This is a genomic window from Nitrospirota bacterium (assembly GCA_040756155.1).
Classification (GTDB): domain Bacteria; phylum Nitrospirota; class Thermodesulfovibrionia; order JACRGW01; family JBFLZU01; genus JBFLZU01.
The window spans coordinates 19,740-36,878 of sequence record JBFLZU010000024.1 but is presented as its reverse complement, the minus strand read 5'-3'; the positions used below and the strand labels follow the sequence as shown (position 1 = coordinate 36,878).

Here is a 17,139-nt window from a genome sequence, read left to right as displayed (position 1 = left end):
AGAACTTTCTGCTATGGTAGTTTTTAGTCGTAATGACTGACATAGACAAACGTATCCTTTCAATGATACAGGACGACATACCCCTTTCCTTAACCCCTTATAAAGAAATCGCAGAAAAGGCAGGGATAACTGAAAAACATCTTATCAGGAAGATAAAATATTTCCGGGATAAAGGATATATACGCAGGTTTGGTGCTACGCTGAGACATAGAGAGGCAGGAATAGAGGCAAACGGTATGGGTGTATGGATAGTTCCTGAGAAAGATATCGAACGGGTTGGCAGGATTATGGCATCATTCAAGGAGGTGACCCACTGCTACCAGAGACCTACCTTCCCTGACTGGGAGTATTCCCTCTTTACAATGATACATGGAAAGACAAAAGAAGATGTAGAGGATGTGGCAAGACGGATATCGGAGCGCACAGGTATAAAGGACTACAGAATACTTTACAGCACGAGAGAGTTTAAAAAAACAAGCATGAAGTATTTTGGGTGGATGGATTTTTGAGATGTTATTCTATGACTATGACTCACAGGGAATCAAAGAGGCTATTTAAATTAGCAAAGAAGCATATACCAGGAGGGGTAAATAGTCCTGTAAGGGCATTTAAATCAGTTGGATATTCTCCTGTGTTCATTAAAAGGGCATCGGGATCGAGGATATACGATGTAGATGGGAATAGCTACATTGACTATGTCCTCTCCTGGGGACCAATGATACTGGGACATGCACACCCTTCGGTAATAAAGGCACTCAGAGATGCTGTTAGAGATGGGACAAGTTATGGTGCACCAACAGGTGCCGAAATCGAGCTTGCAACACTTATTAAGAAGGCATTTCCATCGATAGAGATGGTAAGGATGGTCAGTTCAGGGACGGAAGCGACAATGAGCGCTATAAGGGTAGCAAGGGGATTTACAGGCAGGGATAAGGTCATAAAATTTGATGGATGCTATCATGGACATGCAGACGGTCTCCTTGTGCGAGCAGGTTCAGGTGCAGCAACCTTTGGAGTCCCAGACAGTCCGGGTGTGCCAAAAGACTATACAAAAAATACCAGCACACTCCCCTATAATGATCTCAATGCGTTGAAGAAAACGATAGATAGGTCTTATAAAGATATTGCCTGTGTGATAATAGAGCCCATAGCTGGCAACATGGGTTGTGTGCCTCCAGGAGAGGGATTCCTTCAGGGTGTCAGGGAGATAACACAGAAATACGATATTGTGCTGATATTTGATGAGGTTATTACGGGTTTCAGGGTGGCTTTTGGTGGTGCTCAGGAACTTTATGGTATAAAAGCAGATATGACATGCCTGGGGAAGATTTTAGGTGGAGGTCTTCCTGTAGGTGCGTATGGTGGTAGAAAGGATATCATGTCTGTTGTCTCTCCAGAAGGGAAGGTCTATCAGGCAGGAACACTTTCAGGTAACCCACTTGCGATGAAAGCAGGTGTAGAAACACTCAGCATACTGTATAAAGATAGAAGGTCAATATATAAAGACCTCGATAGACTTTCAGGTATGCTTGAGGAAGGACTTAAGGACTCATCTAAAAAGGCAGGTGTAAAAGCTACTTTTAATAGGGTAGGTTCTATGTTCTGTGTATTCTTTACAGATGGTGATGTATGGGACTACGCATCTGCAAAGATGTCTGATACAAAGGTATTTGCAAGGTATTTCAAAGGAATGCTAAGCAGAGGCATATACCTTGCCCCATCTCAATTTGAGTCTGGTTTTCTTTCAATAGCACACACCACCACAGACATAGAAAAGACTGTAAAGGCATCCTATGAAAGCCTGAAATAATGAAAGAAGAAGATAAGAAGTTTATCCGAAGGATGCTTGTTCTCAGCACTGTTGGATTTACAATCGTAATCGCCACAGTGATAGGATTAGCAATAGGGCTTTATCTCGATAATCTCTTTGGAACATCACCGTGGTTGGCTCTTTTATTCTTCCTTCTCGGTCTAATCGCAGGTTTTAGAAATCTCGTCAGGATGTTTAAAAAAACCCAACAGTAATGGATACAGAGAATCTTTTAAGACGGATAGAGAAAAGAAGCGTAATTATTCTCTTTCCTGTAATGGTTATAACCTATATCATAGCTGGAGGTAATGTCATTTTCCCTTTAAGCATAATGATTGGTGGACTCATTGGATTGGGGAATCTGCGATTAATAAGCATTACTGTGAGTGGTGTGATAGGTCACCAGAAGGCTAAAAAAGTGGTTGTCTTTCTCTCGATAATCAAGCTCTCTTTTCTTATCCTTATACTCTATGCTATCTTGAAGATGCAACTTTTGAATATACTTGCTTTTCTCTTTGGATTTATGGTCGTAACAGTTATAATGATTATAGAAGGAATTATTTATTCACGGAGTTAATAATGGGGGTCCCCAGGTTTAGAGATTTGCTTTATGAGTCAGTTTTTCGTTTCAAAGATGCTTAATGGTCCATTCGATGATCCATGTCTCTTCATAAGTATTCTGAGAGAACGAAGGGCATTGCTTGTTGACCTCGGACACATGGATGTCCTTGAGCCAAGAAACGCCCTCAAGGTATCGGATATATTTGTATCACATACACATATTGACCACTTTATCGGATTTGACTACATGCTAAGGGTACTTCTCGGAAGGGGGAAGGAACTCAGGATATTTGGCCCATCCGGTATCATTTCAAATGTGGAAGGGAAACTATCAGGGTATACATGGAATCTTATAGATGGTTATCAATCGAGATTTATTGTTCATGAAGTGGACACTGACAGGATAGATGTAGCAACATTTGGATGCACAGAAAGATTTGAAAAGCAGATAGAAGGTTCTAAAGGATTCAATGGTATTCTCCTTGACGAATCTGAGTTTCTTGTGAGATGCGAACATCTTGATCACAATATACCTTCGGAGGTTTCCCCAAAATCACAAGGTTTTTGGGGATGTCCTTCGCTAGCATTTTCTATCGAGGAGAAAATGCGAATAAACATAAACAAAGATAGATTGCAAAAGTCTGGTATTCCTGTTGGACCATGGCTCAGCGATCTAAAAGAATGTATAAGAAAAGGTCTTCCAGAGGATTACCCGTTTATTGCATACTGGAAGACAAATGGACAAAGAGAAGAGAAAAGATTCTCTCTTGGTGAGATAACCAGAGAGATAGCAATGATAACAAAAGGACAGAAGATAGTCTATGTTACAGACGCCCAATATACAGATGAGAATATTCGTAAGATAATCACCTTAGCTGCTAATGCAGATATCTTTTACTGTGAGGCTTCATTCCTTGACAGAGATAGGGAGAGGGCTATGATGAGGGGACACCTTACTGCGAAACAGGTGGGTGAAATAGCAAGACAGGCAAATGTCCGTGAACTCACTATTTTTCATTTTTCTCCGAAATATCGTTCAATCCCTGAAGAATTTTACAATGAAGCGATGAAGGCATGGAAGATTTGACCTGAAAAATTGTAAAATATAGTAAGAGGAACGATGAAATACGAAGCGGTTATAGGACTTGAGGTTCATGCCCAACTATTAACAGATTCAAAGATATTCTGTGGGTGTAGCACAAAGTTTGGTGAGACACCTAATACCCAGACCTGTCCTGTTTGCATAGGCATGCCTGGAGCGCTTCCAGTATTGAATAAAAGGGCGGTTGAATACACTATAAAGACTGCACTTACGATGAACTGTGAAATTGCCGAATACAGCCGTTTTGCAAGAAAGAACTATTTTTACCCCGATCTGCCAAAAGGCTATCAGATATCACAGTATGAATTACCAATAGCCAGGAATGGATTCATAGAGATCCTCTCGGACGGCAAAAAGAAAAGAATCGGTATAACCCGTATACATCTCGAAGAAGACGCAGGTAAAAACCTGCATGAAGGTATAGTTGGTGCCAGTCATGTAGACCTAAACAGAACAGGTGTCCCATTGATGGAAATAGTAAGCGAGCCAGATATAAGAAGCCCCGAGGAAGCGGCTGAATACCTGCGAAAACTCAGAACGATACTCCGCTACATAGGGGTATGTGATGGGAATATGGAACAGGGCTCACTCAGGTGTGATGCCAATGTTTCTATAAGACCAGCCGGTTCTGGGGAACTTGGCACAAAGACCGAGATAAAGAACATGAATTCCTTCAGGCATGTAAGACTTGCACTGGATTATGAGATCAGAAGACAGATTGCAGTGATAGAAAGGGGAGGGATTATAGAGCAAGAGACACGGCTCTGGGATGTAAATCAGGGGATAACGCTTTCCATGAGAACAAAAGAGGAGGCACACGATTACCGCTACTTTCCTGAGCCAGATCTTGTTCCAATCGTAATTGATAAGGGATGGGTAGAGGACATCTGGAAAACACTCCCTGAACTCCCTGATGCAAAGAGGGAACGATTTATGAAAGAATATGGGCTTCCTGAATACGATGCTGACCTTCTCACATCTGAAAAGCCCCTTGCCGACTGGTACGAGGATGCTACAGCATCATATGCTCCGAGCGTTTCCGGGCCTAAGGCCGTAAGCAACTGGGTGATGGGAGAACTCACACGACTCCTTAACGAAGAGAATAAGTCTATCGAGGAATGTTCCCTGAAGCCATCACAGCTTGCCGAGATGCTCAAGCTTATCGATAATGGCACTATAAGCGGAAAGATTGCAAAAACGGTATTTGAGGAGATGTACAGGACAGGCAAGGACGCAGATACTATAGTGAAGGAAAAAGGACTGATTCAGATATCGGACGAAGAAGAGATTATAAAAGTGATAGATAATGTCCTTGAATCTTACCCCTCAGAATTAAAGGCATTCAAGTCTGGCAAGGAAAAACTCTTTGGATTCTTTGTAGGAGAGGTGATGAAGGCAACGAAGGGTAAGGCAAATCCTGCAGTTGTGAATAATTTGCTAAGGAAGAGACTTCAAGGTTAAACCTGCCGGTACTTCGGTTTGATTGAAATTCCACACAGGATTATGTTATACCTTTACACTATAATTTGAGAATTCGTCTGGAGGTGTTCTTAGATGCCAGTATACGAGTATGAATGTAACCAATGTGGCGAAGTCTTTGAGGTCATTCAGAGGTTCAATGACCCCCCTGTTACAGTGTGCAGGGTCTGCGGTGGTTCCGTGAAGAAAATATTATCGCCTTCAGCCTTTGTGCTGAAAGGGACAGGATGGTATGTGACTGATTATCCATCTGAGTCAAGAAAAAAGGCTATGGAGTCCGAAAAAGTAAGGACTGAGGAAAGAGAAAAGAAATCTGATGCAAATAAACCAGCAGAGGTAAAATCATAGGTGAATCATCTTCATATCCATTTACCATACAAAAAACTCGTTGAAAATATAGAACTTGTAAGGAAACGGCGTCTTGATTTAGAGATATACCTCAATGCAGATACACTTGATACTGTAACCGGAACTGATATAGAGAGACTAAAGGGATATTTAGATTATTTACCTTCTGTGACTTTTCATGCCCCATTCATAGACCTGAGCCCAGGAGGGGTGGACAGACTTGTCAGAGAAGTTACCCTTAAGAGGTTTCTTCAGTTAATTGATATTGCGCTTATCTTAAGACCAAAGGCAATAGTCTTTCATCCAGGTTTTAATAAATGGAGGTTCCATGGTCATAAAGATGAATGGCTCACCAATAGCATTAAGACATGGAGTATAATACTCGAGAAAACAGAACCTCTAAAATGCTTGATAGCGATAGAAAACATATTCGAGGAAGACCCATCAACACTTGAGAGTCTGGTAAATCATATCCCATCAGGGAGATTTGGGATATGCTTTGATATAGGGCATTTTAACATCTTTTCAAAGGCAGATATCATGGAATGGGTTAAAAGACTCAGCAACCAAATTAAGGAATTACATCTCCATGATAATAATGGTCTGTCCGACGACCATTTAGCCATAGGCGATGGGAATATAGATTTTCATGGATTCTTTAAGATGTTGAAAGAAACCTCAGTTAATCCACTGCTGACAATAGAGGTGCACACAATAGAGGCAATAGAGCGAAGTATTGCAAAAATGCCAGAGCTTTTAGCCATAATCGAATAGTTTTGTGCTCAGGTATCTATCACCTCTATCGGGGAATATAACAATCACCTTTCCGCCTTTACCTATTTCTTCTGCTACCTTTATCGCAGCCCATGCAGATGCACCAGAGGATGTCCCGGCAAAGATGCCTTCTTCTTTTGCAAGCCTCCTTGCCGTATATTCGGCATCGTCATCTGTTACGGCGATAATCCTGTCATAAATCTTCGTATTCAGAACAGAGGGTATAAATCCTGCACCTATCCCTTCAATCCTGTGAGGACCTGGCATTCCACCTGACAGCACAGGGGAAAAAGCAGGCTCAACTGCAATTATCTTTATCTCCTTAATCTTCTCTTTCAGAACCTCTCCAACTCCTGTAATAGTTCCACCTGTCCCTACACCTGCAATAAAGGCTGCTGTCTCCTTACCAATGGCATCCAGTATCTCTCGTGCAGTTGTCCTTCTGTGTATCTCAGGATTTGCTGGATTTGCGAACTGATCTGGCATAAAGTATCCTTTATTCTCTGCTATAAGTTCTTCCGCCTTCTCAATGGCACCTTTCATTCCCTTTTCAAATGGGGTTAGAACAAGTTCTGCCCCATGGGCAAGAAGGATTTTTCTTCGCTCAATGCTCATAGCCTCAGACATGGTAAGTATCAGCCTGTATCCTTTTACTGCAGCAACCATTGCAAGCCCGATACCTGTGTTTCCACTTGTTGGCTCCACGATTGTGCCACCAGGCTTGAGTCTTCCATCTTTTTCAGCAGATTCTATCATGGAAAGGGCGATCCTGTCTTTAACACTTCCTCCAGGATTATACCCTTCAAGCTTTGCCCATATTTCTGCAATATAGGGGGAGACGATCCTATGTAACTTTACGAATGGTGTTGAGCCTATATGTTCAAGTATATTCTGAGGAATCTTCATAAAATCAAATATTATAATATCCGGTGAGAAATTGCAAAACCAAAGTCTCAACAAAAAAACTTGACAATCGAATTTCATTAAAATATAATAATATTAGAATAGTTGAATATATGAGGGTGAACAGAAGAAGTAGATGGATCAGACAAAGGTATGTAAGATAGAAGGGAGGGAAGACAAAATGAGAGTTTTAAAGATAGCACTGCTATCCATGATGGTCCTTGGGTTAATTTTCTCGGTTGCCTTTGCAGCTGTTGATGTGTCAAAGGAAAATACTGTCTCTATCGCCTATGAAGAAGATGTGATTTTCTGCGCCCAGAATGCTTTTAAAAGCAAGATAATCGATGCAAAGTCTACAGACCAATATTGTTGCCTATAGCAAGTATCAAGCCCTTAAGATGTAGGGTATAGAAGGTTGTTAGTATGAAATAAAGTAAGAGGAGGCGATTGCCTCCTCTTATTATAATAGGGTAGTGAAAGATGATGATTGGCAAAGGTAAGACTTCTTCGATGCAACGGGATATAGGACATGATGGTAAAAATCTTATATAGTGTATCGATAAATCAAAGAGGCAGAATAACATCCGTCTGGTTACCTTTACCTGTTGATACTGATTATCAAAAACTCATATCCCTTAATCGTGAAGGAAATTTTTCAGAGTCAGGTGTATTTAGAGAAGATATATACGACACCCCAATGCTTTATATAGAGTGGAGAGGAGGAAAAACTAAAAAAATAGAGGTGAAAATTGATGTAGAGATAGGAGAAAGGAACACTGAATGGAGCAAAGTGAATGAAGATGGAAATATTCCAGAGGACATAAAGATATTCTTAATGCCAACCCTCCATATACCAACAGATAAAATCGTCAAAGAATATGCTGATAGAATTACAATGGAAAAGAAGAGTGTCGTAGAAAAGGTAAAAGCAATCTATGATTGGGTCATTGAAAACACATACAGGGAGCCAAGAGTTAAGGCGTGTGGACTTGGAAATGTAGAATCTATCCTTAAAAGTGGTAAATTTTGTGGAAAGTGTGTTGATATTAACTCTCTCTTTGTTGCCCTTGTTAGGGCTTCTAAGATACCCACAAGAGAAGTCTTTGGAATAAGGGTTGATAAATTTAATATAGCTCAATCCTTAGGTAAGAAAGGGGATATAACAACGGCACAACACTGTAAGGCAGAGTTCTATGTAACAGGATATGGATGGGTTCCTGTTGACCCTGCAGATGTGAGAAAGGTTATCCTTGAGGAGGATTTATCACTTAAAAATGCAAAGGTCAAAAAGATAAAGGAATATCTATTTGGTAACTGGGAAGATAACTGGCTTGCCTTCAACCATGCAAGGGACTTTACATTAAATCCACCTCAGAATAAAACTCCCTTAAATTATTTTATGTATCCTTATTGTGAAGTAGATGGGGATTCCTTAGACTATTTTGAACCAGAAACATTCAGATATAAGATATTTTCTTCGGTTAGTTCATAGACTGCCAATTATTTCATCTGAAGCGGGCATGATATTTACTACGCATTAACCAAACCTCATGGACTTTCTTTCCACCATTTTCCTGGATAAATGAAGATATATTTATGTTTTCCATGGGAATATTTCCAATCTGACATCTTTTAAATTTAAATTTTTTCTTCATAATCTTTACGGCTTCATTTATTAAAGTCTTTTCAATCAGGTCCTTATCATTTTTCATTTTCTTATTTACAATAATTTTAAAAATCTTTCCTTCTTGGATATTGTCAAGCAATTCTTCTACATAATTTTCTTTAACAAAGATAGCCTTGCGTCCGCCTTTTATCATTAATGAATACAAATTGGGCCACCAATGGATAAATCCTGTAATTTCCTTGCCTTTTTCGGCAAATAGAATGTAATCATCCCTGTTTAAAATGTGTGCGATTTCTGAATACCAGACCCGTGGCCATCCAAAGACATTGGAATACCAAAAACCATAATTGCCAAAATAGTAGGGGCAATCATCACTGAGGGACCATAGCTTATAATACATTTTTTTATCTTCCTCATCATCGGCTATATATTTTCGAATATGTATTTGTTGATCATTGTCTTCATTAAATTCGTCCAGATTCAACTCAAAGCAAAGAGTTACTTTGCTACATACAAATCCATAGCTTTCGAATATCTGTATCCAATCTGTGGTATTATATGTATTTATGGCACAACTGGCAGAAGGGAAAAATATTTTTGAATTGATCTCCCTGTAAAGTTCTACTTCGATAGCATTAACTCCAGCTCTGTTGCCTATTTCGTAGATTTCCTGCATCAAGATATTAACTGCTTCTTTTTTAAGTTTCGTATCGCATTGAAGTATAAGGGGTCTCGTTATTCGAAGAACCCCTTCTTTTCTCCATCTTCGTTTTGCGATATAGGGAAAACAATAAAAGCTTGCAATAGGAGTTTTACTTTTTTTATCACACAGGGTAAAGCCCTGAATACTCGAGGGGAATATTAACTCTGATGGAAGATAGTAGGGGTCTTTTGCAAATGCTTGATTAAAGATTCTGTGACATTCATTATCAATAGCATAAATTTTAATGTCTTTTGAGCTATACAAATTCTAATTCTCCCAAAATCCGACTGGCACCACTTAAGTAAAGCTCTTTCATTTCTCGAAAATCATTTATTTCATTTTTAAAAATCCAATTGTCGGGAATTAATGGTGCATATTTCTTTATCAGATGCGAATACGCTTCGCGAGGAACCATTGAAAACACATCAAACTGTTTAAGCTCTCGCCACCTATCTATCCTGATTAAATTTTCTTTATATAGCGCGATTGCCTCTGTGTCGGGATAAGGTGTCATTATCCAGAGTTGGGTCCTCCCTCCAAGCCTCTTAATCTCACACATTAAATCAAAGGTTAGATTTATTTCTTCTTTTGTCTCCGTGGGGATACCAATCATTGCGGACACTGTAGGATTTAAACCCAGACTTACTTCCTCTATAATCAACTTTTTGATATATTCTATATCTACCCATGCGGGAAAGCCTTTATGCAAAAGCTTCCATAATCTTGGAGAAGCGCTTTCTACGCCGTGATAGATTCCTTCACAACCAGCATTGAACATCATTTTAAGTAACTCAAAATCAACTTTATCAATCCTTGTCAGGCAGTCAAAGTGAATAGATAACCCTTTTAATGAATCAAATAATTTAAATGCCCAGTCACGATTAATTGTAAGGGTGTCATCTTCGAACCTTATAAACCCAACTTCATATTTATTTGCGAGCCACTTAATCTCCTTCAAAACATTCTCAGGGCTTCTTCTCCTTTGAAATTTCCATAAGCGATTGGCTGAACAAAAAATACATCTGTAGGGGCAACCGCGACTGGCGAGAATGGAAAAAACATATTTGCGATTAAGAGGTTGGTATTTTTCTATTGGTGGGAGTAAATTATAGGCAGGAAAAGGGATAGCATCCAGATTTTTAATTAAGGGTCTATCCTGAGTATGATGAATTACCCCATCCTTACGATATGAAATACCAGTGACTTCGCCCAGATCCTTATTTTTCTTGATTGCACGGACTAAATCAACGACCGTCTCCTCTCCTTCGCCCCTCACAATTATGTCCACCGGACATAATTTCATTAGATCCTCTGGTTGAGAGGATGCATGGACACCTCCCATAATGATTTTCACATCTGGATATTTCTTTTTATACATCTTAACAAATTCTATACAGAATGGGAGATGAACCGTCCAGCATGTTAATCCTAAGATATCTGCATTTCTTTTTTCTATTAACTCCACAGATTTTTTAAAGACATTTTGGGGCTCGGATATTTCAAAGTTCAAGTCAACAATATCAACATTATCAAATCCACAGTGGATTAACTGAGATGCTAAATAAGTCACACCTAATGGGTATAGTTTACTCGGAGACCAAAACTGCCATGGGGGGTATATGAGCGTTATTTTCATTAATAAAGGAGACCCTGATTAACAATGGGCTCAATCACTTACACAATTGAGCCCACTAATACTCGTTTTTTAAACACAGTTTGTCTGGAGGCTAAACTCTACACAGTTTTTCGACGCCTTTTGGACACATTATAAGGATTGCTGTTTCAGGCCCTCCCTTTATGACCTTTTCAGCCACGCTTCCCAAGACCGCAGGATAGGCTCCGGATACTCCACAGGTAGACATAACAATAAGACTAATGTTGTTTTCTTTCTGGTTTGGTACACGCTCACCTGTGGAAACAACCCAAGAAGTCTTTACCCCTTTTGAGTTTAACTGCCCAGCCAATTTAGAAAGATACCTCTCTACCACTGCCTTTTGTTTTTCATCTGCCTCGCAAACTGTGCAAATACCTGCTGGCTGCTCTATATCTGTATAGACAGTAACATAACTGAGAGCGTGGAAAAGGATTACTTCAGCGTTGGATTGCTTTGCCAATACCTCGACGGGATCCAATGCATTTTCTGCTAATTTCGATCCGTCCAATGGCACAAGTATTTTTTTAAACATAATAGATCTCCTTTAGATTATTCTTTAGTTAAAAATGTTAGGACCGTTCCTATTATCATCAATCCGGCGATAGTTATAAACACAATACTCCAGTTTCCTCCTGTCACCGTCAGGATACCGCCAATCAATATTCCTTGAACGCCCGCACCAGTATAGTTAAAAAGGTTGAGCGATCCTACAGCAGTCCCAGCCATTTTTCTACCTCCAAAGTCACAGCCTGCCGTAAAGAGAACTCCATTTATTCCAAGCACAAATAAACCAGCGAGCACCTGTAAGACTATGGCCCAAGTAAGACCCATCGTCTTAATGGGTATAAAACCCATTAAAAGAAGAACTATTATACACCCAACAAAATAGGTGCAGATCATTTGAAATCTTTTGGCCTTAAAGAATTTGTCAGATATCCATCCAGCGGTTATAGGACCGAACATCATTCCAAGAGGTAATGCAAAGGTCATAATTGGTACAGCCTTCAGTTTAATTCCTGCAGTCTCGGCATAAAATAGAGGTATCCATGTTAGAAGGCCAAATCTCCCAATGTAGACGAAAAAAGAGGATAAGCATATAAATAGAAATTTCCAATTCTTGTATAACATAAGCCAGGCCCTAACACCCTTTATTTCTTCATCTTTTAACTTCTCCGCTTCGGCTGAGATGCTTTTCTCTAACCTCTCTTTATATGGTGGGAAGCCAGCATCTTCTGGCTTGTTTTTGACTAAAAACCTAAGGGCAATTGTTGTAGGAAGGGTGAATATGAGCAATGGCCATATAAACGCTGCTCTCCAACCATAGTTAGCTACGGTATATCCTGTTATCGCCCATGCCACCAGTGAAGAAACGCCCATCGAGGTTCCATAAATACCGGTTGCAAATCCCCTTCTCGACTTGGGGTACCACTGGGTAATCAACATATTAGTTGGCGCATATACCTGACCCTGCACAAAGCCATTAATCGTATAAGTGGTAAATATTCCTGTAAATGTGCTTTGGAGGGCGGTGAGGATATTTAAGATAGTGGTTCCAACTCCTCCAATCGTCTGCATTATCCTCGGTCCATATCTATCGCCCCAACGTCCAGCGAGAAAAGTTCCTATCGCATAAGACCAGAGCAAACCCGTGGCGACCATACCGCATTGCATCTTGGTAAATCCTAAATCTTTTATTATCCAGGGCATACATACTCCCCAATTCAGACGCCCCAGATAATAAAAACTATACCAGATTGAACTGGCTATTACAATCCGCCAGAACCTGAAACGATCGTAAGCCAATTTTTGTTCTTCTGTTAGCGGGAGACCCTCAAATTCGGGCCATTTTAAAGCTTTTACAACTTCTTTAGCTGTCATTTTTCTCACTCCTTTATCATCTAATTTCAAACTTTTCTTTTGGGTTTCATAAATCTCCCTTCCTCCTTATATCCTTTAGCAGACTTTATACAGGGGATTTTATCCCCAAAAGCTTAGCGTAATAGGGGATAGTTTTTCTTATTCCCTCTTCGAGAGATACTTTTGGTTCCCAACCGAGGTATTTTTTGGCATTTGTTAGATCAGCCTTAGTATGTAACTTCACTTCTCCTGTCCTCAGTGGCAAATATTCTATTTTCGATTTGCTTTTGGTTAGTTCTATTATCATCTCAGCAACCTTTTTTACAGGTGTGGATATACCAGTCCCGATATCACAAACCTGGCCTATGGCAGATTCCTTTTGAATCAGTATCGCATCCACAACATCGTCAACATAAACAAAGTCTGAAGATTGTTCTCCGTCTCCAAAGACGATGACAGGTTCATTTTTAAGCGCAGCAATGATATTCGATGCCATAAATTTCCTTCCCTCGTGAGGCCGTAATGGATTCGGGTTGAGTATAGCGCGCTCTCTTGGACCGTAGCAATTTGCAATATTGTGACCAATAGTGGGAAGTCCAAAAACAATATTGTACATCTGGGTAAATAGTGTCTGTGCGGTTTTACTAATAATATATGGAGTCAACCAGACGGCAAGGGCTGGCCTGGGAGGATGGACGAAGTACTTTACCCCAGCGTTTAGAGAGGCTTCCAAAACATTTATCGTGCCAATAACGTTTACTTCCACTGTTGGGATTTGCCATTCTCTAAAACGTGAACTCGTTCCCATAAGAGCTGCGAAATGATAGACAACTTCTGTGTCCTTATTAATAACAGCATCCACAGCGGCTTTATCCCTGGTATCGCCTTTTACATATTTAACATTTTTTCTCTTGTTGAGAAACTCTTTGATATATTCAGGCAAAGTGTGTTGCTCATTATTATCAAATAAAACTATTTCCCTCCCTGTTTCGGCTAATCTCTCAGCAGCATGAGACAGGATAAAACCTGTGCCACCAGTCATTACAATTTTCCCCTCTTTCATTTTCCATTTTCTCCTTTCATTCTTCACTGCCTTACCATTTATTAGATAATTTTTACTTACGACTTCTGTTGGTATCCTCCGTTATTCACCTCCTTCTACTTTCAATTATAGAGCATTAAAAATATAAGTCAAATTAATAATTTTTTAAATTTTTTAAAATAATTTTATAGTTTTCGCAATAAAGACAAAGGTGATAGGATAGGAGGGTAAGTATAAGCCTTTACATTAGTCAGTTATTATTGCTGGCTTTAGAGGAACATCATTAACCGTTCCGAAAGGTCTTTCTCCTTTTAGAGCCTGTAAAACATTAAGAGCCTGTATTTTTGCCATTTCGATGCGTGTTTCCATAACTGCAGCGCCAAGATGGGGCGTTAAAACGGTACAATCTGGATGATCAATAAGATATTTATTAACATAGGAAGGATGGGTAAGGAATTGTTTATCTTCCATTTCGAATACATCAGCAGCATAGCCAGTAATTCTTTTCTCCTTGAGTGCTTTTGCAACTGCTTCTTCATCGACCTCTGAGCCACGTGCCGTATTAATAAGATAAGCCGAAGGCTTCATTAAAGAGAGTTCATTTGTGGATATCTGGTGGAATGTTTCGTTAGTCAAAGGTGAAGCAATACATATGAAGTCAGATTGCCTGAATATCTCATCTCGTGGTACGTATATTAAACTTAACTTTCTCTCACGGTCAATATCAAGGCGATGTCTTTGATAGTAAAGTATCGTCATATTGAACCCTGATGCACGACATGCAATAGCCCTTCCTAACTCACCCATTCCGATAATACCCAGAGTTTTTCCAAAGATATTGCTTCCCAAAAAAGGTGTAGGATGACTCCAGCCTGAAAACTTACCAGATCGTACAAAAGAATCGGCTGAAATAAGCTTTCGGGCAACAGCTAAGAGGAGTGCCCAGGTTAGATCAGCTGTTAGCTCTGTCAATAATTCAGGTACTTGTGTAACCCAAATGCCCCTTCTTGTTGCTGCAGCTACATCAACATTATCATATCCTCTGGCGAATATTGATATAATTCTCAATTGTGAGCAGGAGGCGACTATTTCCTCATCTATAAGATCTAGTACAAAACAACATAAAGCATGGGCATTCTTGGCGCTTAGAATAATATCCCTCTTTGAAGGGCTTTCATAACTCTCATTTTCAATCACCTCACAGAAAGGCTTAAGTAAATCAGGACCTTCTGGTGGTGCCTTGTGTGTGTAATATACAAGAGGCTTTTTATAAGTCACAGTTAACTTTCCCCATTTTCTCTGAAACGCTTTGCAAATTTAGCATTTAGAAGTATGCAGGTAATTTATGAATTCCTTTATAACAGGCGTAAAAATTTTCCCTTTCAAATAAATTATATTGTATTTTTTCTTCAATTCAACCCCATCAATTTGAATTGACTTCAAACTGCCACTTTTGAGCTCTCGAGTAACTGTATTTTCTCCAACAATTGAAACACCTAAGTTTTCTTCAACCGCTTTCTTAACCGCTTCTGTGCTTCCAAGTTCTAGAAAAATCTTCAAGTGATCTACAATAGAAGGTATTTTATCTTGCAATACACGACGTGTACCTGACCCACGTTCACCAACAATAAATGGCTCACCTGTCAATTGAGAAGGCTTGACCTTCTTAAGTTTCACAAAAGGATGTTTTGGTGAAGTAACCAAAACAAGTTTCTCCTCCCTCCAATGTTCTATAACCACTTCTGGACTACGAATTTGCGCCTCTACTAACCCGATGTCAATTTCGTTATTTAATATCTTCTGCTCAATTGTTTTTGTATTGCCGATGGAGACCTGGATATTTATCTTAGGGAATATATTCTTAAAATCACCAAGTAAACAGGGTAGAATATAAACACCTATATTACTGCTTGCACCCAAAGATAGACTTCCACGTTGAAAATCAATAAAACCACTGAGCGTCCTTTTTGATTCATCGATTAAATTGAAAATTCTTTCTGTATAATGATAAAGCGCTTTCCCTGCCTCGGTTAAAACATATTTTTTATCTACCTTATCAAAAAGTCCAACCCCATAATAGTCTTCCAATGTTTTAATGTGTATACTTATTGCTGGCTGGGTGACACAAAGTTCTTCTGCAGTTCGGCTAAAGCTTCCTTTTTTTGCTAAAACATAAAAGGTTCGCAATAGGTGAACGTTAATTTCGCTTGAGTTAAAAGGGCTATGATTTTTCATTACAAAATTATTCTATCATATTTTTATTAATATATTAACATAAAAATAGGCATAGAGATTGTTATACATGCTCATATTAAGAAATTTTTAAAGACCTTGAGCCCCGAAAAACTTGACAATCGAATTTCATTAAAATATAATAATATTAGAATAATTGAATATATGAGGGCAGTGTAAAGGAGGTGAGAATGTGGCAGAGATATTGACCTTAGTATTAAGCACATCGCCTTATACCCACGAGAACACCTATACTGCTATAAGGCTTGCAGAGGCAGCACTTGATGCAGGACATCAGGTTAATCTCATTGCATCTGGCGACGGTATATACTGTTTTATGCGTAATCAGAAGGGAAAAGGTCTACCGAGTGCGATTGAAGGCTTCAGTAGACTTATACAGAAAGGCCTCAAGGTGCTTCTCTGAGGGAGTTGTGTCCACTTCCGTGGTCCTGCGGAAGATGATTTTATCGAAGGATGCACAAAGATATCGCTTAAGGAGTTCTTTAAGTTGCTGAGAGAAAGCAAGGTATTTTTGAATATTGGTAGTTAAATGCGACTACTAAATTTTTAATAATCGCATTTACCCTGAGCCGAAGCCCTGAGCGTAGCGAAGGGGCAGCGAAGGGTCTCATAAGATGAAATTCTTCACAGGGAGGTAAGGATGGATAAGGTTTCGATAATATTAAGGAGATCGCCCTATGGTACGGTCAATGCTGGTGAGGCGATAAGACATCTCCTCGGTGCAGAGTCAAATAACTTTAAGGGTTACCTCTTTTTAGTTGATGATGGTGTTTATACTGGTAAAAAGGGTCAGAGTACAGAAGGAACAGAGTGGATAAATCTTGCGGAAAGTTTCTCTATGATTTCACCAGAAGAAGAGTTAAGCCCTGAGGTCTACGCAGAAGAAGAATCTGCGAAAAAAAGAGGCTTAACAGGAGATGATCTCGTCGAGGGAATAAAAATAACTAACATGAAATTTATAGCAAAGACTATAAGCGAGTCAAAAGGATTTCTTATCTTTTGATTGGTCTATGACCAATTGGAGGT

At 39.5% G+C, this 17,139-nt stretch carries 20 protein-coding genes; 12 read left to right on the top strand and 8 right to left on the bottom strand.

What is annotated here, in order from left to right; genetic code table 11:
* The first annotated feature begins 32 nt into the window (after positions 1-32).
* The 8 genes from ahbB (at position 33) to AB1488_02045 (ending at position 6,074) form a co-directional block, all read left to right on the top strand.
* Positions 33-509, top strand: coding sequence for a siroheme decarboxylase subunit beta (gene ahbB / locus AB1488_02080; GenBank protein ID MEW6408887.1), 477 nt, complete (start codon positions 33-35; stop codon positions 507-509).
* A gap of 17 nt (positions 510-526) precedes the next feature.
* Entirely contained in the window at positions 527-1,810 is a 1,284-nt protein-coding gene (gene hemL, locus AB1488_02075; GenBank protein ID MEW6408886.1) for a glutamate-1-semialdehyde 2,1-aminomutase, read from the top strand.
* On the top strand, positions 1,810-2,025 hold the full coding sequence (locus AB1488_02070; GenBank protein MEW6408885.1) for an AtpZ/AtpI family protein: 216 nt from the start codon (positions 1,810-1,812) through the stop codon (positions 2,023-2,025). The genes hemL and AB1488_02070 overlap by 1 nt, the downstream gene beginning before the upstream one ends.
* Positions 2,025-2,387 (top strand): ATP synthase subunit I, encoded by a 363-nt coding sequence (locus tag AB1488_02065; protein MEW6408884.1) that lies wholly within the window; start codon positions 2,025-2,027, stop codon positions 2,385-2,387. The genes AB1488_02070 and AB1488_02065 overlap by 1 nt, the downstream gene beginning before the upstream one ends.
* A gap of 33 nt (positions 2,388-2,420) precedes the next feature.
* Positions 2,421-3,458: a ribonuclease Z gene (locus AB1488_02060; GenBank protein MEW6408883.1), complete on the top strand. Its 1,038-nt coding sequence runs from the start codon at positions 2,421-2,423 to the stop codon at positions 3,456-3,458.
* A gap of 33 nt (positions 3,459-3,491) precedes the next feature.
* Complete coding sequence (gene gatB / locus AB1488_02055; protein ID MEW6408882.1) at positions 3,492-4,934, top strand: Asp-tRNA(Asn)/Glu-tRNA(Gln) amidotransferase subunit GatB; 1,443 nt, start codon at positions 3,492-3,494, stop codon at positions 4,932-4,934.
* Between the two features lie 93 nt (positions 4,935-5,027).
* Positions 5,028-5,300, top strand: coding sequence for an FmdB family zinc ribbon protein (locus AB1488_02050; protein MEW6408881.1), 273 nt, complete (start codon positions 5,028-5,030; stop codon positions 5,298-5,300).
* Positions 5,301-6,074: a sugar phosphate isomerase/epimerase family protein gene (locus AB1488_02045; GenBank protein MEW6408880.1), complete on the top strand. Its 774-nt coding sequence runs from the start codon at positions 5,301-5,303 to the stop codon at positions 6,072-6,074.
* Here the strand turns inward: AB1488_02045 and cysK are convergent.
* Entirely contained in the window at positions 6,057-6,980 is a 924-nt protein-coding gene (gene cysK / locus AB1488_02040; GenBank protein ID MEW6408879.1) for a cysteine synthase A, read from the bottom strand. The two genes, AB1488_02045 and cysK, sit on opposite strands and share 18 nt — an antisense overlap.
* A gap of 133 nt (positions 6,981-7,113) precedes the next feature.
* Between cysK and AB1488_02035 the strand changes: the two genes are divergently transcribed.
* Complete coding sequence (locus tag AB1488_02035; GenBank protein MEW6408878.1) at positions 7,114-7,356, top strand: hypothetical protein; 243 nt, start codon at positions 7,114-7,116, stop codon at positions 7,354-7,356.
* A gap of 150 nt (positions 7,357-7,506) precedes the next feature.
* Positions 7,507-8,469, top strand: a complete 963-nt coding sequence (locus tag AB1488_02030) for a transglutaminase domain-containing protein (GenBank protein ID MEW6408877.1) — start codon at positions 7,507-7,509, stop codon at positions 8,467-8,469.
* Between the two features lie 13 nt (positions 8,470-8,482).
* On the opposite strand, the gene AB1488_02025 is transcribed toward AB1488_02030, so the two are convergent.
* From AB1488_02025 to AB1488_01995, 7 genes are all read right to left on the bottom strand, one after another.
* On the bottom strand, positions 8,483-9,571 hold the full coding sequence (locus AB1488_02025) for a hypothetical protein (GenBank protein ID MEW6408876.1): 1,089 nt from the start codon (positions 9,569-9,571) through the stop codon (positions 8,483-8,485).
* Complete coding sequence (locus tag AB1488_02020; protein MEW6408875.1) at positions 9,564-10,943, bottom strand: radical SAM protein; 1,380 nt, start codon at positions 10,941-10,943, stop codon at positions 9,564-9,566. The genes AB1488_02025 and AB1488_02020 overlap by 8 nt, the downstream gene beginning before the upstream one ends.
* A 91-nt stretch (positions 10,944-11,034) precedes the next feature.
* A complete protein-coding gene (locus AB1488_02015; GenBank protein ID MEW6408874.1) occupies positions 11,035-11,493 on the bottom strand; it encodes a universal stress protein in 459 nt (152 codons plus the stop codon).
* Between the two features lie 17 nt (positions 11,494-11,510).
* Positions 11,511-12,839, bottom strand: a complete 1,329-nt coding sequence (locus tag AB1488_02010) for an MFS transporter (protein ID MEW6408873.1) — start codon at positions 12,837-12,839, stop codon at positions 11,511-11,513.
* A gap of 85 nt (positions 12,840-12,924) precedes the next feature.
* On the bottom strand, positions 12,925-13,881 hold the full coding sequence (locus AB1488_02005; protein MEW6408872.1) for a GDP-mannose 4,6-dehydratase: 957 nt from the start codon (positions 13,879-13,881) through the stop codon (positions 12,925-12,927).
* A 225-nt stretch (positions 13,882-14,106) separates the two neighbouring features.
* A complete protein-coding gene (locus AB1488_02000) occupies positions 14,107-15,138 on the bottom strand; it encodes an NAD(P)-dependent oxidoreductase (protein MEW6408871.1) in 1,032 nt (343 codons plus the stop codon).
* A 39-nt stretch (positions 15,139-15,177) separates the two neighbouring features.
* Positions 15,178-16,095 carry a LysR family transcriptional regulator gene (locus AB1488_01995; GenBank protein ID MEW6408870.1) on the bottom strand — a complete coding sequence of 306 codons (918 nt, stop codon included), beginning with the start codon at positions 16,093-16,095 and terminating at the stop codon, positions 15,178-15,180.
* 190 nt (positions 16,096-16,285) lie between these two features.
* Between AB1488_01995 and AB1488_01990 the strand changes: the two genes are divergently transcribed.
* A complete protein-coding gene (locus AB1488_01990) occupies positions 16,286-16,516 on the top strand; it encodes a DsrE family protein (GenBank protein MEW6408869.1) in 231 nt (76 codons plus the stop codon).
* A 237-nt stretch (positions 16,517-16,753) separates the two neighbouring features.
* Entirely contained in the window at positions 16,754-17,116 is a 363-nt protein-coding gene (locus tag AB1488_01985) for a DsrE family protein (GenBank protein ID MEW6408868.1), read from the top strand.
* Positions 17,117-17,139: the final 23 nt, after the last annotated feature.

Bases quoted from the DNA above. Each gene is read 5' to 3' on its own strand.
- ahbB (MEW6408887.1), top strand. From the start codon at position 33: ATGACTGACATAGACAAACGTATCCTTTCAATGATACAGGACGACATA.
- hemL (MEW6408886.1), top strand. From the start codon at position 527: ATGACTCACAGGGAATCAAAGAGGCTATTTAAATTAGCAAAGAAGCAT.
- AB1488_02070 (MEW6408885.1), top strand. From the start codon at position 1,810: ATGAAAGAAGAAGATAAGAAGTTTATCCGAAGGATGCTTGTTCTCAGC.
- AB1488_02065 (MEW6408884.1), top strand. From the start codon at position 2,025: ATGGATACAGAGAATCTTTTAAGACGGATAGAGAAAAGAAGCGTAATT.
- AB1488_02060 (MEW6408883.1), top strand. From the start codon at position 2,421: ATGAGTCAGTTTTTCGTTTCAAAGATGCTTAATGGTCCATTCGATGAT.
- gatB (MEW6408882.1), top strand. From the start codon at position 3,492: ATGAAATACGAAGCGGTTATAGGACTTGAGGTTCATGCCCAACTATTA.
- AB1488_02050 (MEW6408881.1), top strand. From the start codon at position 5,028: ATGCCAGTATACGAGTATGAATGTAACCAATGTGGCGAAGTCTTTGAG.
- cysK (MEW6408879.1), bottom strand. From the start codon at position 6,980: ATGAAGATTCCTCAGAATATACTTGAACATATAGGCTCAACACCATTC.
- AB1488_02035 (MEW6408878.1), top strand. From the start codon at position 7,114: ATGGATCAGACAAAGGTATGTAAGATAGAAGGGAGGGAAGACAAAATG.
- AB1488_02030 (MEW6408877.1), top strand. From the start codon at position 7,507: ATGATGGTAAAAATCTTATATAGTGTATCGATAAATCAAAGAGGCAGA.
- AB1488_02020 (MEW6408875.1), bottom strand. From the start codon at position 10,943: ATGAAAATAACGCTCATATACCCCCCATGGCAGTTTTGGTCTCCGAGT.
- AB1488_02015 (MEW6408874.1), bottom strand. From the start codon at position 11,493: ATGTTTAAAAAAATACTTGTGCCATTGGACGGATCGAAATTAGCAGAA.
- AB1488_02010 (MEW6408873.1), bottom strand. From the start codon at position 12,839: ATGACAGCTAAAGAAGTTGTAAAAGCTTTAAAATGGCCCGAATTTGAG.
- AB1488_02005 (MEW6408872.1), bottom strand. From the start codon at position 13,881: ATGAAAGAGGGGAAAATTGTAATGACTGGTGGCACAGGTTTTATCCTG.
- AB1488_01995 (MEW6408870.1), bottom strand. From the start codon at position 16,095: ATGAAAAATCATAGCCCTTTTAACTCAAGCGAAATTAACGTTCACCTA.
- AB1488_01985 (MEW6408868.1), top strand. From the start codon at position 16,754: ATGGATAAGGTTTCGATAATATTAAGGAGATCGCCCTATGGTACGGTC.